This window comes from Mesorhizobium sp. M0136, assembly GCF_040322515.1.
Classification (GTDB): domain Bacteria; phylum Pseudomonadota; class Alphaproteobacteria; order Rhizobiales; family Rhizobiaceae; genus Mesorhizobium.
This window is the reverse complement of record NZ_JAMYTP010000004.1, coordinates 206,368-229,873: the sequence shown is the minus strand read 5'-3', so window position 1 is coordinate 229,873 and position 23,506 is coordinate 206,368. Positions and strand designations below refer to the sequence as shown.

The window sequence follows — 23,506 nt, the reverse complement described above, 5'->3', positions numbered from 1 at the left end:
CTCAGTCGCGTACAGCAAGCGCATCCGGCGCACCATGCGACCACGCTGCCTGCAGTATCTCGTCCAGGCTGCCACGGCCGTCGGCATAGAGGTTGACCGAGTACCAGTCCTTGCCTTCAAGTTCCGAGCGCTGGATTTCGGTCTTGCCGAAGCTGGAAAGCTGGGCAGCCACACGCTCGGCTTCGGCGGCATCCTCGAACGAACCCGCCGCGACATAGTCCGTGGGCGACCCGGTTGGAGGAGCTTGCCGCTTCCACGATTGAAGAAGCTCGGCGGGCGACATGCCGGTGTCGTCCAGCTCGGCAAACGCGTTGGAGGCGCGCTGCACGCGCTCGTCGGCGTAAGACAGCGACGCCATGGTGAATGGAGATTGCGCCGGCAGGGTGATCTCCGGACGCTCCGGCACGATGGGGCCGAAATCGGGCAGTACAATGTCTCCCGAAGCAGACGCCTGCACCGCTATGACAGGCCCTGCATCGGATCCCTGCCCGGTATTCGTCAGCTGACCGGGGAACGGCACGGCTGCAGCGCTCACCGCCAGGCTTGGCGACGGCCCATTCATGGCGACCATGACACCGCTGGGCAGACCGTCCGACGGATCCGGCGCCCTGTTGCCTGGACGATACGAAGCCATAAGATACTGCCCGTCATTGCCTTCGAGCGGCGCACGGCCGACATATTCGACCTTCACCTCGGCCGTACCGATATTGGCATAATCGAGCATTTCAGCAGCGCGCTTCGACACATCGATGATGCGTCCATCATGATAGGGTCCGCGATCGTTGACGCGCACGATCACCGAGCTGCCGGTCTTCATGTTGGTGACCCGCGCATAGCTCGGGAGCGGCATAGTCGGATGCGCCGCCGTCAGATCGGCCATGTCGTAGACTTCGCCATTGGCGGTCAACCGGCCGTGGAACGCCTCACCGTACCAGGACGCTAGGCCAACCTTGGCGTAACGTTTGTCTTCCTTCGGATAATACCACTTGCCGCGCACCTGATAGGGCTTGCCGAGCTGGTCGCGCCCCCGAGACGTCTTGAACATCACTCGCGGGCTGGCTTTCACGCCATATTCGGCTTCGGAAAAATATTCCTTGGAGCGAGGTTTCTTGTTGACCATCGCCTTTTGCTGCGGCGCGGCACATGCCGCAAGAAACGCTGCCGACAAGGCAAACAGCGCGAAAGCGGAAGCGCGACGAAGACGCGGGCGCGCCGTGGTCTGCATATTTTGATTGTCCCCTATAGCATCGACGAAGGCACCGCAGCATAAACGTCAGCGATGCCGAAGCACCCACTCCAGAAACGCCGGCAACGCCCTACCCCAATGCTTTTTGTGCGCAGGAATTGTTTATCACCGTATTAACCGATTGTGGTCGGAACCGGGCGAGATTGTGGCGCGGACCGTCTCGCCGGTCGGGATGAAGTCGTCGCTTATCGATCAGCAAAACGCCCTTCGTGGCGCGCTTTGAACCTTGCCTGGCGTGTCTGCGAGCGCAGAGTCAGGGACCGAAGATCACGAGCTCGGTGAACGTCAGATCTCCAGGTGCGGGTGGTCTGGGACCCTTGAAGTATTTCAGCCCCTTGTTGTGGCGGTACCATCCCACCAAACCTGGAATCGGCTCCTTGGCGTCGACAAAGCAAACCAGGATTCCGCTTCGCAAGAGAAAGCGCCCCATGGCACCGGCGCAGCGGCTCAAATCCGCGAGCGAGCGGCAATAGATGACCTGATGGCACCGGATAAGACCGTGCAACATTCGGCGCGGCATCAACACCAGGGGGAACGCTGCTCCGTCGCAGATGCAGATCAACGACAGGCACCCCAGCGCGGCGTGTTCCGAGAGTATGTATCTCTCACTCTCGGACAGCATCGCCAGTTCCGGAAGATCGGGACGCACTTCGACCACGCGACATGACCGCGGCGCCGAACTTAAAGCCGGCAAGAAGGTAAATTGTCCGCTGGAGAAGAGCCGAAAGCCGAGCGCCCGGTTGGCTTTCAATGTCGCTTGCGCCGGCGAAATGTTCGTGTAGGTCACGTCCTTCCGCTTGAGAACCGCCGCAACCAACATGGCGCCATAGGAACGGAATTCTGCGTCGACTGACCAGCTCGAAAGATTGCAGCGGATTTCCTCGCTCTCCGACCCCTGGTAGCGAGCATAAAGGGTGAGCACAACGCCGACGATCCGATCGGCATGCTCCAAAGCAAAGCCATATTGTGGGAACTCGGCAACCGCAGGCCGCTTCGACAAACGTGTCAGAGCCCGGATCCAGTAACTTCGGTTACGCGCCGGAAAGCCCCTGCACAGACAATCGACCACTCCCTCCCAGTCGGTTTCGCGAATTGGTCTACAGCGAAGACCGGGCGGGAGAGCGCCAAGTACGGCCAAAATTCAACTCCAGAAGACGATTTACTTACATGTGCCTAATGCGCCCAACATATCAGCGCGCAACGATTAATAGTCCGTGCGGGTTTTAAAAACGATTTTCCACACTCGGCACAAACAGCTCGCCATGACGCTGCTCACCGTCCTGGATCGCGCCGAAAGGTGCGGCCGCCACGGTTGACTTGGCGTTGAATGCGGCTTTACAGGAATGGAGCGCGAACCGATCGGGGAACGTCCTGGTGCCAATCCGGTACCGACAGCTCGAACCCGCTCCTCTCGCGATATCCTAAGTGATTGAAAAATCACCCTGGAGGGATGGCCGAGCGGTTTAAGGCACCGGTCTTGAAAACCGGCGTGGGTGCAAGCCCACCGTGGGTTCGAATCCCACTCCCTCCGCCAGTGACGCTCTTTGTCCCGAACGCAATCTCCCGGGCTTGCATCGAGATGACCGGGACGCGAGCGAGCCCCCGATCGGATTGATTTTTGCGCCGAAATATGGTGCTTCTCCCGCCCATGAATAGGTTATTTTTTGCGGTCCTCGCATGGATGGCGCTGCCTTGGCCGGCCAGCGCGATGGACAGCGCATTGCGCGCCGGCCTGCTGAAACTCGATCCGCAAACCCGGCTGGAGCAGCGATGCGACGCCGAAATTCTCGACCGGATTACCCGCGACGACCGCAAATACAAAGCCGATCGTGTCGTCGCCTACGCTTTTGCGACGCCCGAAATGGGCGCCGATGCGATCAGGAGCCCGGGTGCTGCGTTTCGCAGCAAGGGACAATGGTACCGGCTGAAATTCAAATGCGAGACAGCGCCGGACCATATGGAAGTCCTGCAGCTCCGCTACCGGATCGGTGATGAAATTCCGGAAAGCGACTGGCCCAAATACAATCTCTATAACTAGGCATTCGCGACCTGTGGCCGCATTTTGCAGGTGTTTCGGGCCGATAGTCGCAAACTCTGTATATTGCCGACCTTGTTCCAACCAGTCCCTTGACGTGCGGGAACCATACACGTTAGGCCCTCGAGGCATTCGACGCGAACGGTCGGCCAACCAGCAAGGGACTTCCAGTCGATGGAAATTTTCACTGCCGCGGGCTTCTCTGCCCTGCTCCAGGTCATCGCCATCGACCTCGTGCTTGCAGGCGATAACGCCATCGTCATCGGCCTGGCCGCAGCGGGCTTGCCGGTCGAGCAGCGCAAGAGAGCGATTCTCATCGGCGTGGTGGCGGCAACGGTGCTGCGCATCGGTTTTGCCGCGATCACCGTCACCCTGCTGCAGATTGTCGGCCTGCTGCTGGCCGGCGGCATCTTGCTGCTGTGGGTGTGCTGGAAGATGTATCGCGAGCTGCGCACGTCGCATGCCGACGAGGTGGAGGCGACCGAAGCGCTGTCCAATTCCGATATCAACAGCGATGATATGGTGGCCGGCAAGGCGCGTAAGAAGACCTTGGGTCAGGCGGCATTGCAGATCGTCATCGCCGACGTGTCGATGTCGCTCGACAACGTGCTGGCGGTCGCCGGCGCGGCGCGCGATCACTTCCAGGTGCTGGTGATCGGCCTCGTCCTGTCGATCGCGCTGATGGGCCTTGCCGCGAGCTTCATCGCCAAGCTGCTGCACCGCCATCGCTGGATCGCCTATATCGGCCTTTTGATCATCTTCTATGTCGCACTCGATATGATCTATCGAGGCGCGGTGGAAGTCTTGCCGCATGTCAGCAGTGCGGTGAGCTGACGCATCGACTCGAATTCGCATCGGCCGCGACTTCGATTTCGGCGAGCCTTCGGCGATGCCGGCGGTTGCGTTTCGCCGCAGCCGCTGCCCATACCAATGCGGCAACAACTGTGGTACTGCGCCGCCAATCCTGAATCCGGAAAAGCTTGATGTCCGCCCCTCGCGTCAGTTTCGTCAGCCTTGGATGCCCGAAAGCCCTTGTGGATTCGGAGCGCATTATCACCCGCCTGCGCGCTGAAGGCTACGAGATCGCCCGCAAGCACGACGGCGCCGACCTGGTCGTCGTCAACACCTGTGGCTTCCTCGATTCGGCTCGCGATGAATCGCTCAATGCCATCGGCTCGGCACTTTCAGAGAACGGCAGGGTTATCGTTACCGGGTGCCTCGGCGCCGAGCCGGACGTCATTCGTGAAAGACACCCCAACGTCCTCGCCATCACTGGTCCACAAGCCTATGAAAGCGTTATGGCGGCTGTGCATGAGGCAGCACCGCCGAGCCACGATCCCTACATCGACCTTTTGCCGCCGCAAGGGGTCAAGCTTACGCCGCGCCACTATGCGTATCTCAAGATTTCGGAAGGCTGCAATAACCGCTGCACCTTCTGCATCATCCCGGCGCTGCGTGGCGACCTCGTATCGCGGCCGGCCGCCGACGTGTTGCGCGAAGCCGAGAAGCTGGCCAAGGCCGGGGTCAAGGAGATCCTCGTCATCTCGCAGGATACCAGCGCCTACGGCATCGACATCAAATACCGGACCAGCATGTTCGGCGACCGCGAAGTGCGGGCGAAGTTCCTCGATCTATCGGAAGAACTGGGCAAGCTCGGTGTCTGGGTGCGCATGCACTATGTCTATCCCTACCCGCATGTCGCAGACGTCATCCCCCTGATGGCCGAAGGCAAGATTCTTCCCTATCTCGACATTCCGTTCCAGCATGCCTCGCCGCAGGTGCTGAAGAACATGCGCCGGCCCGCTCATGGCGAAAAGACGCTCGAGCGCATTCGCAGCTGGCGCGACGTCTGCCCGGACCTTGCCATCCGCTCCACCTTCATCGTCGGTTTCCCCGGCGAGACGGACGACGATTTCGAGATGCTGCTCGACTGGCTGGACGAGGCGAAGATCGACCGCGCCGGCTGTTTCAAATACGAGCCGGTCAGAGGCGCCCGCTCCAACGAGCTCGGCCTCGAGCAGGTGCCGCAGGAGATCAAGGAAGCCCGCTGGCACCGCTTCATGCAGCGCCAGCAGAAGATTTCGGCAACGCAGCTCACCAGGAAAATTGGCAAGCGACTGCCGGTCCTGATCGACGAGGCGCATGGCAATTCGGCCAAGGGCCGGACCAAATACGACGCGCCCGAAATCGACGGCTCGGTCCATATCCAGTCGCGGCGGCCCTTGCGCGCGGGCGACATCGTCACGGTCAAGATCGATCGCGCCGACGCTTACGACCTCTACGGCTCGGCGGTCTGAGATCACTCAGTCCGAAATGAAAGGGCGCCTCGCGGCGCTCTTTCGTTCGGTGTGCTTCCCGGTTGCCTACTGCGGCAGCTTGTCGTCGACGCCTTTCACGTAGAAATTCATGCCGAGCAACGTGGCGTCGTCGGCGACCTCGCCCTCCTTCAGCCAAGGTGTGCCGTCCTGCTTGGCGATCGGCCCGGTAAAGGGGTTCCAGCCGTCGGCGATCTTCTTGGTGGTGGCCTCGGCCATCGCCTTGACGTCATCGGGCATGTTGGTGAACGGCGCCAGCTTGACGGCGCCGTCCTTGATGCCGAGCCAGACATTGTCGGGCTTCCAGGTGCCGTCGAGTGCCGCCTGGACCCGGCTGATGTAGTACGGGCCCCATTCGTCGGTCAGTGCGGTCAGCTGCGCGTGCGGTGCGAACTTGATCATATCGGAGGACTGGCCGAAGCCGTGCAGCTTGCGCTCCTCCGCCACCTGCAACGCAGCGGTCGAGTCGGTGTGCTGGACGATGATGTCGGCACCTTGGTCGAACAATGCCTTGGCGGCGTCGGCTTCCTTGCCCGGATCGAACCAGGAGTTCACCCAGACGATTTTGGCTTTGAAGTTCGGATTGATCGACTGTGCACCTAGCATGAAGGAATTAATACCCATCACCACTTCCGGGATCGGGAAGGAAACGATGTAGCCGGCGACACCCGACTTCGATTGCTTGGCCGCGATCTGGCCAAGTACGTAGCGGCCTTCATAGAAGCGCGCATTGTAGATGCCGAGATTTTTGGCGGTCTTGTAGCCAGTGGCGTGCTCGAACATCACCTTGGGGAATTTTTTGGCGATCTTCACTTCCGGGTCCATAAAGCCGAAGGATGTGCCGAAAATGATCTTGCATCCCTCGCGCGCCAGGCGCTCGAAGGCGCGGTCGGCATCGGGGCCTTCGGAGACGTTTTCGAGATAGGCGGTCTCGACCTTGTCGCCGAGTGCCTTTTCCACCTCGAGGCGGCCCTGGTCGTGCTGGTAGGAGTAGCCGAAATCGCCGATCGGGCCGGTATAGACCCAGCATGCCTTCAGCTTGTCCGCCGCCTCGGCTGAGGCCGCCAGCGACAATGCGGCCGTCGTCGCCAGCAGGGCAATAAGCAGTTTTTTCATTTTGTTACCTCTCTGAGTTAAGCCTTGGAGCTTCCGTCTTTTTGTTGTCAACGATCCGGAACGAATGGCTGGCCCAAGGAGGCCGGCGTGTTCATCATCGTCAAACGCTTGTTGCGCGAGATTAGAACGAGAACCACGACGGTTGCCAGATAGGGCAGCGAAGAAAGCAGTTGCGAGGGGACCGGAATGCCGAATGCCTGTGCATGAAGCTGGCCGATCCAGACCGCGCCGAAAATATAGGCGCCGGCCAGCACCCGCCACGGCCGCCAGGAAGCGAAGACGACCAGAGCCAGCGCGATCCAGCCGCGGCCGGCGGTCATGTTCTCCACCCATTGCGGCGTGTAGACCAGCGATAGGTGGCCGCCGGCTAGGCCGGCACAAGCCCCGCCGAAAATCACTGAGAGATAACGATAGCGGATGACATGGATACCAAGCGCATGGGCGGATGCATGGCTGTCGCCGATCGAGCGCAGCGTGAGCCCGGTGCGGGTCTTGAACAGGAACCACATCACGGCAGCGGTAAGCGCGATCGAGATGTAGAAGATCGGATCCTGGCCGAACAGCAGCCTGCCGACGACCGGGATTGCGGTCAGGCCGGGAATGTCGAGGTTTGGCAGCCTCTCGCCAGGCTGGCCGACAAAATTCGTCCCCATCATGCCGGAAAGCCCGAGGCCGAGCAGTGTCAGCGACAGGCCGGTTGCCACCTGGTTGGTGGCCAGCGACAGCGTCATGACGGCGAACAGAAGCGAGAACACTGCCCCCATGGTGATTGCCGCCAACAGCCCTATCCAAGGCGAGCCGGTGAGATAGCCGGCGCCGAAACCGCCGACCGCACCCATGATCATCATTCCTTCGACACCGAGATTGAGCACACCCGAACGTTCGACCACCAGTTCGCCGATCGCCGCGATCAGCAGCGGCGTCGCCGCCGTCGCGATCGTCAAGAGGATGTTGACGGTGACGTCCATCAGCGGGCTCCCTCCAGCTTCGGCGCTGCCTCGAGCTTCGGCGCGGAAAAGCCGATCAGGCGAATGCGGTAATGGATGAGCGTGTCGCAGCCGAGCACGAAGAACAAAAGCATGCCCTGGAACACGCGCGCCACCTTGTCGGAGATGCCGAGCGCGCTTTGCACTGCCTCGCCGCCCAGATAGGTCAGCGCCAGCACAAGGCCTGCGGCGACGATGCCGAGCGGATTGAGCCGGCCGAGGAATGCCACGATGATAGCGGTAAATCCGTAGCCGGGCGAGATCACCGGCTGCAATTGTCCGATGGCTCCCGAGACCTCCGAAATCCCGGCAAGTCCGGCCAGTGCGCCCGACAGCAGGAAGGCAAAGAAGACCATACGGTTAAGGCCAAACCCGGCGAAGCGCCCTGCCCTCGGGCTTGAGCCGAGCACACGGACCTCGAAGCCTTTCAGCATACGGCTCATCAGGATCCAGATCAGTATCGCCGCGACCAACGCGAAGACAAATCCCCAGTTTGCCCGGCCGGATTCCGGGAGGAGTTCCGGCAGTATGGCCGAGTCGTTGAACTGGATGGTTTGCGGGAAACCGTGGCCCTGCGGATCGCGCCACGGCCCGCGTACGAGCCAATCGAGGAAAAGCTGGGCGACATACACCAGCATCAGGCTGGTCAGGATCTCGTTGGTGTTGAAGCGCGTCTTCAGCAGTGCCGGGATTGCAGCATAGGCAGCCCCACCGACCATGCCGAAAAGAAGCATCAGCGGCAGCACCAATGGGCCTTCGAACTGCGGAAACAGCACAGGGAAGATCGAGCCGACAATGCCGCCCAGGATGAACTGACCTTCGGCGCCGATGTTCCAGATGTTGGCTTTGTAGCAGACCGACAGTCCGACCGCGATCAGGATCAGGGGGGCGGCCTTGATCGCCAGCTCATGCAGCTGCCAGACCTGGCTGATCGGTTCGATGAAGTAGATGCGGAACGCACTCAACGGGTTGACGCCGAGCAGCGCGAACATGATGGCACCGGCTATGATCGTCAAAACGAAAGCGATGAAAGGCGAGAGTGCCGAAAACAGCATCGAGCGCTGCGGGCGTTTTACAAGTTCGAGGCGCATCAAGCCGTCTCCAGCGTATGTTCGGCATGACCGGGTTCGGCGCCGCCCATCAGCAGCCCGATTTTCTCGAATGTCGCTTCAGCTATCGGCAGCGGCTTCGACAGTTCGCCATTGTGCATGACCGTGATCGCATCGGAAATCTCGAACAGCTCGTCGAGGTCCTGGCTGATCACCAGCACCGCCGAGCCGCTGCGCGCCAGTTCGATCAGCGCCTGGCGGATGTGGGCCGCCGCACCCGCGTCGACCCCCCAGGTCGGCTGATTGACCACCAAGACGCTTGGCCGGCGGTCGAGTTCGCGGCCGACGATGAATTTCTGCAGATTGCCGCCCGAAAGGGCCGCAGCCTCCGGATCCGGCGCGCTCTTGCGCACGTCCATTGCCTTTATGATCCGCTGAGCAGCGGTATAGATCGCATCGCTCCTGACCATTCCACCGGCGCCGACAAACATCTTGCCGTCGGTGGCGTGGCGCGACAGAAGCAGGTTTTCCGAAAGCCTCATGCGCGGTGCTGCGCCGTGGCCGAGCCGCTCTTCCGGAACGAAGGCAGCGCCCATCAGGCGCCTGCCGGTGATGGCGAGGCCGCCGGCATCCTTGCCGCGGATGCGGACCGAGCCGGTATCCTCCTGCAGCACCTCGCCGGAAACGGATTCGAAGAATTCACCCTGGCCGTTGCCGGCCACACCGGCAATGCCGATCACCTCGCCGGCCCGGACTTCAAGATTGATGTTCCTGAGCGGGATCGAGAACGGGGTCGCCGGCTTGCGGGTGAGTTCGCGGATTTGAAGCAGCACCGGCGCGGTCTCGATACCTTCGGCCGGTGCCCGCACCACGGCCTGCACCTCGTTGCCGACCATCATCCGCGCCAACGAAGACGCGGTTTCCTGGCGCGGATTGCAATGGCCGACCACCTTGCCATGACGCAGCACGGTGGCGCGGTCGCAGATGCGTTTGACTTCTTCCAGCCGGTGCGAAATGTAGAGGATGGACTTTCCTTCCGAACGCAGCCGTTCGAGCGTCTCGAACAACTTATCGGCCTCCTGCGGCGTCAGCACCGAAGTTGGCTCGTCGAGGATGATGAGTTGCGGCGTCTGGAGAAGGCAGCGGATGATTTCGATACGCTGGCGCTCGCCGACCGACAGATCACCGACCAGCGATAGCGGATCGAGAGGCAGGCCGTAACTGTAGGAGAGCGCCCTCGCCTTGGCCGCGATCGTGCTGATCGGCGAGCCGTCATCCAGCGACAGCGCGATGTTCTCCGCCGCCGTCAGCGCTTCGAACAGGGAAAAATGCTGGAAAACCATGCCGATGCCGAGCTTTTTTGCGGTGCCTGGGCTGGTGATCCTGACCGCCTGGCCATTCCAGAAAATCTCGCCAGAATTCGGTTCCAGCGATCCAAAAAGCATTTTCACCAGCGTCGACTTGCCGGCGCCGTTCTCGCCAAGCAACGCATGGATCTCGCCCTTGGCGATGTTGAGATCGACATGGTCGCAGGCTGTCAGCGTGCCGAATATCTTTGTGAGGCCGCGAACCTCAAGCAGGTTTGCGCCGTCCTGATCTGCACTCACGGTGCCTCCATCTGGTTTGCCAGACATGTTCTGTGTTCCCGCAAGCATCGTATGCGCGCCCTGCTCTCTACGGTAAGCGCCTCACGACTTGAAAGAGCTTCAAGAATTTCAGCGGAAACTCAAGCGGTAAAGAGCAGTTCGCAAGAACGGCGGCGTCGGCGGGCCGAAACTGCGGGCGCTCAAGGGATAAGTATCGTTGTCCCGGTGGTCCTGCGCCCTTCGAGATCGGAATGCGCCTTGCCGGCCTCGCTGAGCGCGTAACGCTGGTTGATCTTGATCTTGACGGCGCCGCTGAGCACCACGTCGAACAATGCGGCGGCGGAAGCCTCGAGGTCTTCGCGCCTGGCATTGTAGACGAACAGCGTCGGCCGCGTTGCGAACAGCGAGCCCTTCTGCGCCAGCAACGAGATGCTGAAGGGCGGGATCGGCCCAGACGATTGACCGAAGCTGACGAACGTGCCGAGCGGTCGCAGGCAATCGAGCGAGGCTGGAAATGTGTCGTTGCCAACCGAATCATAGACGACGTCGCATTTCTTGCCACCAGTGATGGCGGCAACGCCGGCGACGAAATCCTGCTCGCGATAGTTGATCACGTGGTCGAAGCCATGCGCCCTGGCGAGTTCGATCTTGTCGATCGAACTCGCGGTGCCGATCACCGTCGCGCCGAGATGCTTGGCCCATTGGCCGAGGATCAGCCCGACACCGCCGGCCGCCGCATGAAACAGGATCGTGTCGCCGGCTTTCACCTTGAATGTACGGCGCAACAGATATTCGGCCGTCATGCCCTTTAGCATCATCGCCGCGGCCTGTTCGTCGCTGATGCCGTCCGGCACCTTCACCACCCGGTCGGCAGCGATCACGCGCTGCTCGGCATAGGCGCCGGTGGTCACGGCATAGGCGACGCGATTGCCGGGTTTGAGCCAGTCGACATCCGAGCCGACCTTCAAGACCACGCCGGCCGCCTCGCCGCCGGGGATCAGCGGAAATCCGCCCTGCGGCGGATAGAGGCCCGAGCGATAATAGACGTCGATGAAATTGAGACCGATCGCGCTGTGCTTGACCAGGATCTGTCCCGAGCCTGGCTGCCCGGGATCGGCATCCTCATAGGTCAGGACCTCCGGACCGCCATGGGCATGGATGCGGATCGCTTTGGACATTTTCAGGCTCTCTTGGGATCAGGCTTTCTTGTCCGGCTTGGCGCCGAGATTTGGAAAGAACTGCATGATAGCGCCGATGCAGGCGAGGTAAAGCCCGGTGACCGTGATCCCGATCTTGATGAAGTCGCTGACCTGCTCGCCCAGCACGCCGATCTGGTCGTAGAAGGAGGCAAGTGCGGCCTGCGCCAGCGCCAGCGCGCCGAAAGCGCACCAAAGCAGCGTCATGCCGAGATTGACGCGCCGCAGCCGCTTCACCCGCACCGGATGGATGAAATTGATCGGCACGAAGGTGAGAATGCCGGCCACCACGACCACGGCGAAGGAAACCCATTGTCCTGGTTCGATGACGAACAGCGTGAACACCACCATGTTCCAGACGACCGGAAAGCCTTTGAAGAAATTCTCCTTCGTCTTCATGCCGGTATCGGCATAGTAGATCGCGCTCGACACCACGATTATCGCGGCAGACAGGAACGACAGGCGCTCGCCCATGAAGCCGCGCTGATAGAGCGCGAAGGCCGGAATCAACACGTAGGTCACGTAGTCGATGATGTTGTCGAGCAGTTCGCCCGACCATGTCGGCAGGATTTCCTTGACGTCGAGCTTCCTGGCGATCGGCCCGTCGATGCCGTCGACGAAAAGCGCCAGGCCCAGCCACCAGAACATCGCCGTCCAGCGCTGCTCGCTTGCTGCCACCAGCGACAGAAACGCCAGGAATGAGCCCGACGCGGTCAAGAGATGGACCGAGAACGCCCGCGCCTGAGGCCATGTGACTTTCTTCTTCGGCCGCGGAATCCGGTCGGCGATTTTCCTGGCCGTCGTCTTCTTGCTCACGGGCCCCGCCAATCCAGCTTGCAGATTTCGGCCGAGCGGCCAGCAAAGTTCCAGTTGCGTCCAAAGGCCCGCATTTTGCTCTTGTCGGATTTGGCGACGATGATTTCCGGCGCAATCCAGTATTCCGAATTGCTGATGACCGTATCCTTGTCGCGATCCTTGCCGGCGATCGGCGTCACCGCACCATCGATGATCTTCGGTATCTGGAAGATGCGTGTTTTCTCACGCGTCTCATAGGTGATCGGCACCTGCTCGACGCCGAGGAACTGTCCGACCAGGATGGAAAGCAGCGATGTGGTTCCACCGGCCTTGCCGGTGAATATCTTCGTCAGTCCCTTCACAGCGTAAACCGAGGCGCGCTTGTCGATGAAAAGGCCGGCCGTCCAGTTGCCGCGGCTCATATAGCCGGGGATTTCCATGATCAGCCCAAGATTGAGACCGGACAGGTCGACGTCGCCGAAATGGCCGGCATCGATGCGGAACCCCGCCCAGGTTTGGCAATAGCCTTCCGTAGGCGGATGGTTGCCGAGCGACAGAACGCAAGGGCAAAAAACCGTGCAATTGCAGGAGAGGACGAGTTCTCCCTTCATTGCCCAGTTTTGGTCTGTCATCGAATTGTCCCCCTCATGTCGAGACTACTAGTAGCGCTGCTGCCCAGACAAGCAGTATCGCACCGACCAGCCGCGTCGGCAGATTGCCTGCCGTCTGTTTTTCGACCAGGCTGAACAAGCCGATCAGCGCCATCCAGAACACGTTCATCACACCGACGGCAAACATTACCAGCATTAGAGCCCAGCAGCATCCAAGGCACCACAGGCCCTGCTTCATGCCGAGCCGCAAAATACGAATGGGCCTGGCGCTCCAGTTGGCGAACAGGACCGAGAACGGATTTCTGCACTTGTCCAGACAGACTTCCTTCAGCCAGCTGAACTGATAGAGACCAGCCATCGACAGCGCGGCTGCCCCGGCAATTCCAACCAGCGGATCGAGCATCTGCCCGGATGAGGCGAATGCATGGATTGCGAGCGTCAGGGCAGCGAACATGGCCGAGGCGACAAGCCAGACGCTCAAATATCCAGCGACCAGGATCAGCGGATGGACGGCCGGCTGCCTCTTGATCCGGGCGGTATCCGCGATCTCGCAATAGGTGCGGATCATCGGCGCCGCGGAGGGCAGCATGGTCGCGATGGCCATCAAAAGCCACATCGCGGTGAGTGCCCCGCCTTGCGCGCCTAGGCTAGCGCGAAGCGGCGCCGGCGCAAGGCAGAGGGCGAAGAAACGCGCAAGGAAATCCGGCAACGGCAGTAGCGGCAGGTATTCCAGCACGGCGTCGCCCGGTACATCGGCGCCCGGGAGCCGGCTTGCCGCCCCCCGAACTGCCATTACGCCGAGAAGGAGCCAGGCAAGGGCGATGCCCATGCCGGCAACAACGCTCACGGTCAGTCGCGGGTTGCGCGCAACGCTCGCCATCGCGCGGCCGGTACCGTCGAGGTGGCTGAAATCGTCTTGTTGGCCGGTCATGGCAACCGAATGGGCCGAATCGCCGCGTTGATCAAGCGGCATCACCTGACCTATATGGACCAGCAGGTCGGACAGGCCTCACCTCGCAATCCGGAAGCCGAATTTGAACCATCGGGAAACAGCACGGATACTGGTCGCCGGCAGCGGCCCTGCGGGGCTGATCGCGGCGCTTGGCTTTGCCGAGGCGGGCTTTCCCGTGACGCTCGTCGGACCCGACGCAGCCGGCCCCGACGGCCGGACGACAGCCTTGATGAACCCTGCCCTAGAGATGTTCGAACGGCTAGGGATCTTCGACGTAATCAGGCCGCACGCAGCGCCGCTCAAGGTGATGCGTATCGTTGACGCAACCAACCGGCTGATCCGCAGCCCGACAGTGACCTTTCGCGCCAGCGAGATCAACGAAGAGCAATTCGGGCTGAACTTGCCCAACAGCGTTCTCAACCGCACGCTAGCCGAGGCTGTCGCGCATTCGGGCATCGAATGGCGAAAGTCGATGGTGGAGGCATGGCGCCTCGATGCCGACCATGCCCATGCCGTTCTCGCCGACGGTAGCGAGATCGAGGCATCGTTGGCAGTTGCCGCCGATGGCCGTCAATCGCCGGCCCGCGAGGCAGCCGGCATCCGGACCTCGGTCCGATCCTTTCCGCAGGCGGCGCTGGTGCTCAATTTCGGTCACCGCAGCGACCATGCATTCACCTCGACCGAAATCCACACCGAGACCGGTCCGTTCACACAGGTTCCCCTGCCCGGCAACCGGTCCAGCCTTGTCTGGGTGCTCGAACCCGAAATCGCCAAGGATCTTGCAGCACTCGACGAGGCGGAGCTTTCGACGCGGGTCGAACAGCGGATGCAATCGATGCTGGGCCGCGTGTCGGTTGAGCCCGGCCGGCAGGTCTACCCACTTTCAGCGGTGAGCCCGTGGCGGTTTGCGCATCGCCGCGTGGCACTTGTCGGTGAAGCCGCCCACGTGTTTCCCCCAATCGGCGCGCAAGGGCTTAATCTCGGCATCCGGGACATTGACGACCTGATTGGTACCGCAAGCAGAAACCGCTCGGACCCGGGCGCCGCCCAGGCGCTTGCAGCCTATGATTTCAAGCGGCGGCCGGACATTCTGGCGCGCAGCAGCGCGGTCAACCTGCTGAACATGTCGTTGCTTTCCGACATGCTGCCGGCCCAGCTGATGCGCAGCGCTGGTCTTGGCGCGCTTGAGGGGTTTGCGCCGTTGCGGGCGTTTTTCATGCGCGAGGGTCTTCGACCCGGCAGCGGTTTTGCGGCGTTTTTTGGCGGATTGCGAAAACCGGCTGAGCGATAGCGATCTTGGCCACCGCCCTTGATCCGCATCTTGGGATGCTCAACCCGGCATCAAGCTGATCGGGATTGAATTGACGCGGCGTCTGCGCCAAATAATGACGATGTCGACCGTGAGGCCTGGGCCGATCTTTGCCTGACCGGTGTGTAGAATCTAAAATTCTGGAGCGTTTCCTTGCGTGTTCCAGGATGCGTGGCGTTCAAGAAGTTCAAGTGGTGAGTGCGATGAAAACAGCCAAATTCTCGATCGGACAGGTGGTTCGCCACCGGCTGTTTCCGTTCCGCGGCGTCATTTTCGACGTCGATCCGCAATTCGCCAATACCGACGAATGGTACGAGGCGATCCCCGCTGACGTGCGGCCGCGCAAGGACCAGCCCTTCTATCATCTGCTCGCCGAGAATTCGGAGACGGAATACATCGCCTATGTGTCCGAGCAGAATTTACTCGAGGACCGGTCGGGCGAACCGGTTCGGCATCCGCAGATTGGTGAAATGTTCGACAAGAAGCCGGACGGGCGCTACGAGCCGAAGCACCAATTGAGACATTGACTTAGTCGGGATCTGGCTGGGCTCGGACAGGCTTGAGACAAGTCTGGACCCGATAATCAGCCGATTCAATAAAAAAGCGGGGTATGAACCCCGCTTTTTGTTTTGTTCGAAAACCCGTCGATCAGTTGGCGGCCTTTGCCTTTTCCTGCTCTTCCTTGAGCTTCTTGGCAAAATCCTGATTGTTCTTGGCGACGAACTCCTGGAGCTTCTTCTGTCGGTCCTCGATGTCCGACTGCTGCAGCGGCGGGCCGTCGAAGGCGCCGCTGAAGCCGGTCAGCGCGATCTTGATCGGGTTCGGCTGGTTCTGGAAATTGACCGAGGTCAGCGTCAGGTTCGAACCTTTCTTGAAGGACGCGACGAGCTGATCGGTCAGCGGCACTTCCGCCACGCAGCGATCCGGGAAACAGATCACGTACTCGAGCTTCTGCGCCTTGCCGGCGTCGATCTGGAGGCCGATGCCGGGAGGAACCAAACGGCCGGTCGGAACCGTCACCTGGAACACCTTGCGGTTCACCTTGCCCTTCAATTCGATCAGGCTGACGCCGGTGATGAGCTGACCATTGCCGGCGGTGGTGATGTTCTGGACATTGCAAATGTCGACATCTTCCTGCTTGGTGCAGGCCTTGAACCAGCCTTGCGGAATCTGCTGTTGCTGCTGCGCGACAGCAGCGGGAATCCCGGCGCCCAGAATGCCGACCACGCCAGCGGCCATGACCGACAGGCGGTACGCGTTGCTGTTCAGGCTCGTCATGTCGTGCATTCCTCTCAAATGATCCCGGGACCGGCTTTTTTCATGCCGTGTGGTCCAGCTACCTGTTGCCGAAATGAGGCAACAGAATGACTTCGGACGGCGTGTTACACTGCAAGCGACGCCGAATCCAGCCCGGGCCGCGCGAATCTTGGCCGAGGGACTGGGTCGAGGGATTGGCCGGTGCACGACCGGCTCATGTATGCTGCGCATCGAATCGGGAAGGAGACGGTCATGGGCCGCGTTGTCGTTTGGCTGATCGCCACAATCTTGTTTGTCGACCTTTCCCTGCAGCCGGCTTTGTCGGAACCGAAGCACGCGCTTGCCATGCAGGGCGAGCCGGCGCTGCCGGCCGACTATGATCATTTCAACTACGTCAATCCCGACGCGCCGAAAGGCGGCAGCATTACCTTTTGTGTCGTCGGCAGCTTCGACAATCTCAATCCGTTCATCCTGAGAAGTCTGCGCACCACCGCGCGCGGCATGATGGATCAAGCTTTTGGCAATCTTGTCTTCGAGCCGTTGATGCAGCGCAACTACGACGAGGCCTTCAGTCTCTACGGCCTGCTCGCCGATACCGCCGACATGGATCCCGAGCGCAAGAGCATCGAATTCCACCTCGATCCCAGGGCCAAATGGTCGGACGGCGAGCCGGTGACGCCGGAAGACGTGTTGTTCACCTATGATGTCTTCACCGAGAAGGGTCGGCCACCTTACAGCCAGCGAATGAAAGCGATCGCCAAGCTCGAAAAGACCGGCGACCGCAGTGTGCGCTTCACTTTCAACGAAAAGGCGGACCGCGAATTTCCGCTAATCATTGCGCTGACGCCGATCATCCCGAAACACGCGTTCAACAAGGACACTTTCGACAGGACGACGCTGAAGCCGGTGATCGGCAGCGGGCCTTACACGGTGGCGCAAGTCGTGCCCGGCCAGCGCATCGTGTTCAAGCGCAATCCGCCCTATTGGGGCAAGGACGTGCCGTCCAAGCGCGGCTTCGACAATTACGACCAGATCACCATCGAGTATTTCCTCAACGCCAACGCCAAGCAGGAAGCGTTCAAGAAAGGCATCTGCGCCATCGACGACGACAGCGACCCAGTCAAACGCGAGCGCGATCTCGACTTTCCGGCCTTCCACAGGGGCGAGGTCATTGCCGAAACTTTCGATACCAGCATTCCGCCGGTGGTCAACGGTTTCCTGTTCAACACGCGGCTGCCGAAATTTTCCAATCCGGTCGTGCGGCGCGCGCTCGGCATGCTCTACGATTTCGAATGGGCCAACAAGAATCTGTTCGGCGGCAAATACACGCGCACGATGAGCTTTTGGCAGAATTCCGAGCTGTCCGCGCTCGGCCACCCGGCCAGCGAAAAGGAAAAGGCCCTGCTGGCCCCCTACCCCGGCCGTGTGCCCGCAGATGTCATGGACGGCACCTACAGGCCGCCGGTTACCGACGGCTCCGGCCAGGACCGCAAGGTGCTGAAGGCGGCATTCGAGCTGCTGAAGAGCGCGGGCTATACGGTGCAGGACGGCGCGATGCTCGATCCCCAGGGAAAGCCGTTCGGTTTCGAGATCCTGACCGCCTCGCAGGACGAAGAGCGACTTGCCGCTATCTATCAGCGCACCCTTGAGAAGCTCGGCATCGATGTCGGCATCCGCAGCCTCGACGGCGATCAGATCCAGTCGCGCAAGCAGCGTTTCGATTTCGAGGTGCTGGTCGGCTCGACTGGTTTCAACAACTCGCTGTCGCCCGGTATCGAGCAAGCCGGGCGCTGGGGATCCGCTGCCGCCAAGGCCGAAGGCTCGTTCAACCTAGCGGGTGTCGCCGACCCCGCAGTGGACGCGGCGATCGAGGCGATGTTGAGAGCCCGCTCGAAGGAGGACTATGTCGCTGCTGTCCGGGTCCTCGACCGGCTGCTGATCTCAGGCAATTACATGGTGCCGACCCAGCACAACAACCAGCAATGGCTCGCTTATTGGAACTATCTGGAACATCCGCAAAAGACGCCCATATACGGTTATCAGTTGCCGACCTGGTGGCGCAAACCGAAGTGACCTCTTCAGAACAGGAGATCAAGATGAACGACGAGAACTCGATTACCGTCGATGTGGTCTCCGACGTCGTGTGCCCCTGGTGCTTTATCGGCCAGAAACGGCTCGACAAGGCGATTGCCGCCGTCGACATCGACGTTCACATACGTTGGCGGCCCTTCCAGCTCGACCCGACGATTCCGCCCGAAGGCAAGAACCGCCGCGACTACATGGTGGCGAAATTCGGCAGCGAGCAACGCATCCGCGAAATCCATGCCCGGATCGAGCCGTTGGGCGAGGCTGAGGGGATTTCCTTTGCCTTCGACGCCATCAAGGTCGCGCCCAATACGCTGGATGCGCACCGGCTCATTCGCTGGGCCGGGACGGCCGGCGAGGCCGTTCAGAACCGGCTGGTGCGCCGGCTGTTCCAGCTGAATTTCGAAGAAGGCGCCAATCTCGGCGATCATGCCGTGCTGATCGAAGCCGCCCGCGAGGCCGGCATGGATGCCTCCGTCGTCGAAACGCTTCTGTCGACGGACGCCGATGTAGAGGCGGTGCGCACCGAAATCGCCACTGCTTCGCGCATGGGCATATCGGGCGTGCCGTGCTTTCTGCTTGAAGGCAAATATGCGGTGATGGGCGCCCAGGACGCCGATACGCTTGCCGATGCGCTGCGCCAGGTGGCTGCGGCCAAGGCACGCGGCGAACTGGAGACGGCGAACTGAGCCGGACTATTTTCGACTACTTCACCGTCACCTTGGCCTTGCTGACGAAAAAGCCATGGCCATGCTTGCCGGTGCAGGTCAATCCCTTGGTGGAGGACTGGCAGGAAAACGGCCCCTTGCTCCAGCTGTTGCCCTAGGCCCTGCTCGCCCGGGTTCGTGATCTGTGTCGGAATTCGATGTCGGTCCGCATCCTGGACGTAGGGGCAACGTCGTTGCTTGGCTGATTACGGGCTCTCCCGACAAGGCGGCTTCACCCACGAATCATACAGGTCGCGTTCTGGCCGCCAACGAGGTCGGACCTGGCCGTAGGGGCGCGCTGAAGATCGGTTCAGGCTGTGAAGATCGACCGCTGGACGGCGCTTCTACGTTCACAAAGCTGTGTGAGGGCCTTCCCCAAGGGAAGGTCCTTACTTTCTCCGGCGCAGGCAGGTAACATATTGAAATTGCATTGATATCAAGCGCCTAGAATTCCGACGGCACAGCCCCGTGATCATCCACTCTGTTGCTCCACTGCAACGGCCGGCGAGTTAAGCCACCCGCGGCTGGTGAAAAGCTAATGGAAAATGATCAATTGGTGTTACTGTCCGTAATAAAAGAAAAATCGTTTGGGCGGGATAGTGATTCGGGTCGATAGACCAACGCGACATTCAATATCGGAAAAATGGCTCCGCGGTGCCGCAAGGCAGTCGCCCCTTACGCCCGTATCGTCGATGCGCAGCTTCTGGGGCCTGATGCGGGCCTACTGGTTTTCGGACAAGTGGGTGGAAGCCTGGACCTTGACGCTGGTGATCGCCCTGCTCACCGCGCTCTCCAGCAAGTCAGGCGTGTGGTTTGCCGTAGCATCCGGAGAGCTGGTCAACTCGATCGCCTTTTTCCATGATGCCGCGAACACCACCCCGCTTCAGACACTGCTGGCCAATGCCGGGATACTTGTCCTCCTGGTCTTGCTCAAGGATGCGGGTTTTACCGGTATCCGCAGCCTGGTGTCCGCAACGTTGCATCGCAAGTGGCGCGGCTGGCTGGACAGCCAGTTCAACGAAGCCCTGCTTGATTCCAATCACACCCATTTCCACGCTCAGCATGGCTCGTCAGGTGCCGCCGCTCCCGACAATATCGACCAGCGCATCCAGGAATCGATCAAGGATATGACGGGCGGCGCCATCGGCCTCGCGATGGGGGTTTTGGCCGTTGCTACTTCATTGTATTTCGTCGGCCAGCAACTGCTTGCACACTCGGCGGAGGTCAAAGGGCTGGAGTTCCTCGGCAGCTATGGCAGCGCCGTCCTCGCCTTTCTGGCAGTCGCCACCTACGTACCGTTGAACACCTGGATCGCCGTCAAGCTGGGCAGGCTGCTGGAACGGCTCAATGTCAGGATGCAGCAGGCCGAAGGCAGCTATCGCGGCGAGCTGATCACCTTTCTGCGCCGCAGTTTTCATGTCGCCGCATCGCAAGGCGAGAACGTGCAGAAGGCAGTGCACAGCCAGCGCTATGTCGACATCGACCGCACCTGGGCGCGGCTGAACATCGTCAACACAGGCTACAATTCGTTCGAGCTGATCTACAATTTCATCGGTGCCCGCATTGTCGCCTACGGGCCAGGCTTGGTTCCCTTCATCCATAACGGGTTCGATCTCAAGGGCTACATAACCGGCTCCGAGATGGTCAACTCGCTGATCAGTCAATGCTCGTGGTTCATCCATGTCATGCCTGCCATCGCCGCGCTGCGGGCCAACAGCCAGCGCGTCACCGAACTCGCAAACGCGATCGAAAACGTTCAGCACCCGCAGGAATTTTATCAGCAGACCGGCCGCTCCGATTTTCGCTACGACCGCCAAAACCCTGTTTTCGGCCTGACCATCCAGAAACTAGAGCTAGCGCATCAGGGCGAGGACGCAACGCCCTTCCTGAGTGCCGCGAACTTGCGCTTCCGGCGTGGCGAATGGACTTTCCTGAAGGGCGAATCCGGTTGCGGCAAGACCTCGCTGATCAAGGCGATCAACGGCCTTTGGCCCTATGGCCGCGGCACCATCGTCTTCCCGGAAGGGGTCAGGAGTTTCTACGCCGCCCAGGAGGTGAAGCTGCAGCAGGTTTCGCTGAAGCAATTGGTCTGCCTGCCGGGTTCCGAGCATGATTATCCCGACGTGCAGGTCGCATCCGCCCTGCACAAGGCCGGCCTCGGCGATTTCATCGAGCATTTGGCCGATGAGAGCCGTGAAGGAAAGATCTGGGATCAGGTTCTCTCGGGTGGGCAGAAACAGAAGCTGGTTGTCGCCCGTATCGTGCTGCAGCAGCCGGGATTGCTGTTCCTCGATGAAGCCACTGGCGCTCTCGACCCCGATGGACGGATCGCCTTCCACCAGGCGATCAAGGACAATTGCCCTGATGCAACTGTGATCTCGATCATGCATGAGGCGACGCCACCGAGATCGCTCGCGGGCACCGAATTCTACCACAGCGTCGTTGCGATCGCCGACGGCGTCGCCACCAAGAAGCCGCTGGTTCCGAGCTTGCCGGTCGAGCTCACCACCATCCTCACGCAGCCGACGCGGCCGGCCGAGGACAAGTGGCTGCGCTTTCCCCGCCGGCTTAAGCAGAGATAGCTGCGGCACCATTGCCAGCATCCAGCCTGCCTGTGACGTAGCCCGATCACAGTCTCGCGATCCGGTCGGTCTGCCGCCGTTTTAACCCGCTCTCGCGATTGACTTGGCAAGGCACGCTCCTATGTTGCGCCGGCTTGCAGAATCTCAACTCGAACCCGCGAGCAGAAAGGTCACCGCGCCATGCCTGGCGACAGTCACAGTCGAACGCAACCGCCGTCCGCTTGACGTGATCTGACAGGCTCACGTCCTGCCGGACGGCAAGGAGTGAGCCATGAACGAGTTTTCCCCCGTTGCGGGCGGCGATGCCATCGCCCGCGTACTTGCCAACGAACATGTCGCCGACATGGTCGAGGCGCTGAACCAGGAGCCTCGCGAGACGGCATCGGAGCTGCTTTGCGAAGTGCCGTTCGAGCGGCTGGTCGAGATCTTCGACCAGCCGAAGCTCAACGGCGCATCCGAACTCGTCGAGGCACTACCCCGCATCAAGGCAGGCAGACTGCTTGCCGCCATGTCGGTCGACCGCGCCGCCGACATACTGCGCGATCTGAACGAACCGGCTCGTTCCGAGCTGCTCGGCGGCCTGGCGCCACCGCTGCGCGCGACGCTGCTTGCTATTCTCGGCTACCCCGAGGGCAGCGCCGCCTCGCTCATGACGACTGAATATGTCGGCGTGCCGCCGGACTGGAGCGTTGCCCGCACGCTGGATTACATTCGCAAGGTCGAGCGGACGCGCGAAACCGTCTACGCGATCTACATCGTCGATCCGCAAACGCAGGTCCTGTTGCGCTCGACCAGCCTGCGTCGACTGATCGCTGGCGAACCCGACGAACTGATCATGGCAATAGCGCCGGATCGTGCGCCTATCACTGTTTCACCGCTGACCGATAGTGAAAAGGTTGCTCAGTTGATCTCCAAATATGATCTGCTCGCCGTCCCGGTCGTGGACAACGGCAAGCTCCTCGGCATCGTCACCATCGACGACATCATCGATACGATGATCTCGGAAACGACCGAGGACGTGCATCGTTTCGGCGGCATGGAGGCTCTCGACGAGCCCTATATGAAGATAGGTTTTCTGGCGATGATCCAGAAGCGCGCCGGGTGGCTGTGTGCGCTGTTTATCAGCGAGATGCTGACCGCCAATGCGATGCAGAGCTACGAGGGCGAGCTGGAAAAGGCGATCGTGCTGACCCTGTTCATTCCATTGATCATGAGCTCCGGCGGCAATTCCGGCTCGCAGGCGACCTCGCTCGTCATCCGAGCCCTGGCGCTGCGCGAGATCGGCCTTGGCGACTGGTGGCGGGTGGCCCTGCGGGAGCTGCCCACCGGCCTGGTGCTTGGCTCGATCCTTGGCGTAGTCGGCGTCGGCCGCATCGCGCTCTGGCAATATTTCGGCTTCTACGACTACGGCCCGCACTGGCCGCTGATCGCAATGACGATCGGCGCCACGCTGGTTGGCATCGTCACTTTCGGCTCGCTGTCTGGATCGATGTTGCCGTTCGCCCTGAAGCGCATCGGCTTCGACCCGGCCAGCGCATCGGCCCCGTTCGTCGCCACGCTGGTCGACGTCACCGGGCTGGTGATCTATTTTTCTGTGGCGCTGGTAATCCTGCGCGGAACATTGCTGTAAGATCACGCACTTCCATCGCGGCAATCTCGTTGCCGCGATGGGTCGTCGT

The 23,506-nt window shown here is 61.0% G+C and carries 20 protein-coding genes and 1 tRNA gene; 10 read left to right on the top strand and 11 right to left on the bottom strand.

Annotation, left to right across the window (positions count from 1 at the left end):
* Position 1: 1 nt before the first annotated feature.
* Positions 2-1,225: a septal ring lytic transglycosylase RlpA family protein gene (locus NKJ35_RS06625; protein WP_352645752.1), complete on the bottom strand. Its 1,224-nt coding sequence runs from the start codon at positions 1,223-1,225 to the stop codon at positions 2-4.
* Between the two features lie 274 nt (positions 1,226-1,499).
* Positions 1,500-2,246, bottom strand: a complete 747-nt coding sequence (locus NKJ35_RS06620; protein ID WP_352645750.1) for a hypothetical protein — start codon at positions 2,244-2,246, stop codon at positions 1,500-1,502.
* A 444-nt stretch (positions 2,247-2,690) separates the two neighbouring features.
* On the opposite strand from NKJ35_RS06620, the gene NKJ35_RS06615 reads away from it, so the two are divergent.
* From NKJ35_RS06615 to rimO, 4 genes are all read left to right on the top strand, one after another.
* Positions 2,691-2,780: transfer RNA gene (locus NKJ35_RS06615), tRNA-Ser, on the top strand.
* 96 nt (positions 2,781-2,876) lie between these two features.
* Positions 2,877-3,284 (top strand): DUF930 domain-containing protein, encoded by a 408-nt coding sequence (locus NKJ35_RS06610; RefSeq protein WP_254817219.1) that lies wholly within the window; start codon positions 2,877-2,879, stop codon positions 3,282-3,284.
* A 171-nt stretch (positions 3,285-3,455) separates the two neighbouring features.
* Positions 3,456-4,115, top strand: coding sequence for a TerC family protein (locus tag NKJ35_RS06605; RefSeq protein ID WP_254817220.1), 660 nt, complete (start codon positions 3,456-3,458; stop codon positions 4,113-4,115).
* Positions 4,116-4,264: 149 nt separating this feature from the next.
* Positions 4,265-5,578, top strand: coding sequence for a 30S ribosomal protein S12 methylthiotransferase RimO (gene rimO, locus NKJ35_RS06600; RefSeq protein ID WP_254817221.1), 1,314 nt, complete (start codon positions 4,265-4,267; stop codon positions 5,576-5,578).
* A 66-nt stretch (positions 5,579-5,644) separates the two neighbouring features.
* Here the strand turns inward: rimO and NKJ35_RS06595 are convergent, their stop codons facing one another.
* The 8 genes from NKJ35_RS06595 to NKJ35_RS06560 form a co-directional block, all read right to left on the bottom strand.
* Complete coding sequence (locus NKJ35_RS06595) at positions 5,645-6,712, bottom strand: BMP family ABC transporter substrate-binding protein (RefSeq protein ID WP_352508441.1); 1,068 nt, start codon at positions 6,710-6,712, stop codon at positions 5,645-5,647.
* Between the two features lie 47 nt (positions 6,713-6,759).
* Positions 6,760-7,680, bottom strand: a complete 921-nt coding sequence (locus NKJ35_RS06590; RefSeq protein WP_352645747.1) for an ABC transporter permease — start codon at positions 7,678-7,680, stop codon at positions 6,760-6,762.
* Positions 7,680-8,792, bottom strand: a complete 1,113-nt coding sequence (locus tag NKJ35_RS06585; RefSeq protein WP_352645745.1) for an ABC transporter permease — start codon at positions 8,790-8,792, stop codon at positions 7,680-7,682. The genes NKJ35_RS06590 and NKJ35_RS06585 overlap by 1 nt, the downstream gene beginning before the upstream one ends.
* Positions 8,789-10,381 (bottom strand): ABC transporter ATP-binding protein, encoded by a 1,593-nt coding sequence (locus NKJ35_RS06580; RefSeq protein WP_502904616.1) that lies wholly within the window; start codon positions 10,379-10,381, stop codon positions 8,789-8,791. The genes NKJ35_RS06585 and NKJ35_RS06580 overlap by 4 nt, the downstream gene beginning before the upstream one ends.
* Positions 10,382-10,533: 152 nt before the next feature.
* Entirely contained in the window at positions 10,534-11,511 is a 978-nt protein-coding gene (locus NKJ35_RS06575; RefSeq protein WP_352645742.1) for a quinone oxidoreductase family protein, read from the bottom strand.
* Between the two features lie 18 nt (positions 11,512-11,529).
* Positions 11,530-12,345, bottom strand: a complete 816-nt coding sequence (pcsA, locus tag NKJ35_RS06570) for a phosphatidylcholine synthase (RefSeq protein WP_254817227.1) — start codon at positions 12,343-12,345, stop codon at positions 11,530-11,532.
* The gene (locus tag NKJ35_RS06565; RefSeq protein WP_352645740.1) at positions 12,342-12,956 is read right to left on the bottom strand and encodes a DUF1326 domain-containing protein; all 615 of its coding nucleotides are present in this window, start codon (positions 12,954-12,956) and stop codon (positions 12,342-12,344) included. Before NKJ35_RS06565 ends, pcsA begins: the two co-directional genes overlap by 4 nt.
* A gap of 13 nt (positions 12,957-12,969) precedes the next feature.
* Positions 12,970-13,908 (bottom strand): DUF2182 domain-containing protein, encoded by a 939-nt coding sequence (locus tag NKJ35_RS06560; protein ID WP_352645738.1) that lies wholly within the window; start codon positions 13,906-13,908, stop codon positions 12,970-12,972.
* Positions 13,909-13,969: 61 nt separating this feature from the next.
* Here NKJ35_RS06560 and NKJ35_RS06555 point away from each other — a divergent pair, with 61 nt between their 5' ends.
* Together NKJ35_RS06555 and hspQ are read left to right on the top strand one after the other, a co-directional pair.
* Complete coding sequence (locus NKJ35_RS06555) at positions 13,970-15,178, top strand: UbiH/UbiF family hydroxylase (RefSeq protein ID WP_352645736.1); 1,209 nt, start codon at positions 13,970-13,972, stop codon at positions 15,176-15,178.
* A gap of 221 nt (positions 15,179-15,399) precedes the next feature.
* Entirely contained in the window at positions 15,400-15,723 is a 324-nt protein-coding gene (hspQ, locus tag NKJ35_RS06550; protein WP_023675043.1) for a heat shock protein HspQ, read from the top strand.
* Positions 15,724-15,844: 121 nt separating this feature from the next.
* On the opposite strand, the gene NKJ35_RS06545 is transcribed toward hspQ, so the two are convergent.
* On the bottom strand, positions 15,845-16,474 hold the full coding sequence (locus tag NKJ35_RS06545) for an invasion associated locus B family protein (protein WP_352478856.1): 630 nt from the start codon (positions 16,472-16,474) through the stop codon (positions 15,845-15,847).
* Between the two features lie 231 nt (positions 16,475-16,705).
* Between NKJ35_RS06545 and NKJ35_RS06540 the strand changes: the two genes are divergently transcribed.
* The 4 genes from NKJ35_RS06540 to mgtE all read left to right on the top strand — a co-directional run bounded on the left by NKJ35_RS06540 (position 16,706) and on the right by mgtE (position 23,457).
* Positions 16,706-18,526, top strand: coding sequence for an extracellular solute-binding protein (locus NKJ35_RS06540; RefSeq protein WP_352645734.1), 1,821 nt, complete (start codon positions 16,706-16,708; stop codon positions 18,524-18,526).
* A gap of 23 nt (positions 18,527-18,549) precedes the next feature.
* Positions 18,550-19,227: a DsbA family oxidoreductase gene (locus NKJ35_RS06535; RefSeq protein WP_254817233.1), complete on the top strand. Its 678-nt coding sequence runs from the start codon at positions 18,550-18,552 to the stop codon at positions 19,225-19,227.
* Between the two features lie 710 nt (positions 19,228-19,937).
* Entirely contained in the window at positions 19,938-21,827 is a 1,890-nt protein-coding gene (locus tag NKJ35_RS06530) for an ABC transporter ATP-binding protein/permease (RefSeq protein WP_352478859.1), read from the top strand.
* Between the two features lie 271 nt (positions 21,828-22,098).
* The gene (mgtE, locus tag NKJ35_RS06525) at positions 22,099-23,457 is read left to right on the top strand and encodes a magnesium transporter (protein ID WP_352645732.1); all 1,359 of its coding nucleotides are present in this window, start codon (positions 22,099-22,101) and stop codon (positions 23,455-23,457) included.
* Positions 23,458-23,506 lie beyond the last annotated feature (49 nt).

Bases quoted from the DNA above. Each gene is read 5' to 3' on its own strand.
- NKJ35_RS06545 (WP_352478856.1), bottom strand. From the start codon at position 16,474: ATGACGAGCCTGAACAGCAACGCGTACCGCCTGTCGGTCATGGCCGCT.
- NKJ35_RS06605 (WP_254817220.1), top strand. From the start codon at position 3,456: ATGGAAATTTTCACTGCCGCGGGCTTCTCTGCCCTGCTCCAGGTCATC.
- NKJ35_RS06590 (WP_352645747.1), bottom strand. From the start codon at position 7,680: ATGGACGTCACCGTCAACATCCTCTTGACGATCGCGACGGCGGCGACG.
- rimO (WP_254817221.1), top strand. From the start codon at position 4,265: ATGTCCGCCCCTCGCGTCAGTTTCGTCAGCCTTGGATGCCCGAAAGCC.
- NKJ35_RS06595 (WP_352508441.1), bottom strand. From the start codon at position 6,712: ATGAAAAAACTGCTTATTGCCCTGCTGGCGACGACGGCCGCATTGTCG.
- NKJ35_RS06580 (WP_502904616.1), bottom strand. From the start codon at position 10,381: ATGTCTGGCAAACCAGATGGAGGCACCGTGAGTGCAGATCAGGACGGC.
- NKJ35_RS06565 (WP_352645740.1), bottom strand. From the start codon at position 12,956: ATGACAGACCAAAACTGGGCAATGAAGGGAGAACTCGTCCTCTCCTGC.
- NKJ35_RS06535 (WP_254817233.1), top strand. From the start codon at position 18,550: ATGAACGACGAGAACTCGATTACCGTCGATGTGGTCTCCGACGTCGTG.
- NKJ35_RS06625 (WP_352645752.1), bottom strand. From the start codon at position 1,225: ATGCAGACCACGGCGCGCCCGCGTCTTCGTCGCGCTTCCGCTTTCGCG.
- NKJ35_RS06530 (WP_352478859.1), top strand. From the start codon at position 19,938: ATGCGCAGCTTCTGGGGCCTGATGCGGGCCTACTGGTTTTCGGACAAG.
- NKJ35_RS06560 (WP_352645738.1), bottom strand. From the start codon at position 13,908: ATGCCGCTTGATCAACGCGGCGATTCGGCCCATTCGGTTGCCATGACC.
- NKJ35_RS06610 (WP_254817219.1), top strand. From the start codon at position 2,877: ATGGTGCTTCTCCCGCCCATGAATAGGTTATTTTTTGCGGTCCTCGCA.
- mgtE (WP_352645732.1), top strand. From the start codon at position 22,099: ATGAACGAGTTTTCCCCCGTTGCGGGCGGCGATGCCATCGCCCGCGTA.
- hspQ (WP_023675043.1), top strand. From the start codon at position 15,400: ATGAAAACAGCCAAATTCTCGATCGGACAGGTGGTTCGCCACCGGCTG.
- NKJ35_RS06575 (WP_352645742.1), bottom strand. From the start codon at position 11,511: ATGTCCAAAGCGATCCGCATCCATGCCCATGGCGGTCCGGAGGTCCTG.
- NKJ35_RS06540 (WP_352645734.1), top strand. From the start codon at position 16,706: ATGGGCCGCGTTGTCGTTTGGCTGATCGCCACAATCTTGTTTGTCGAC.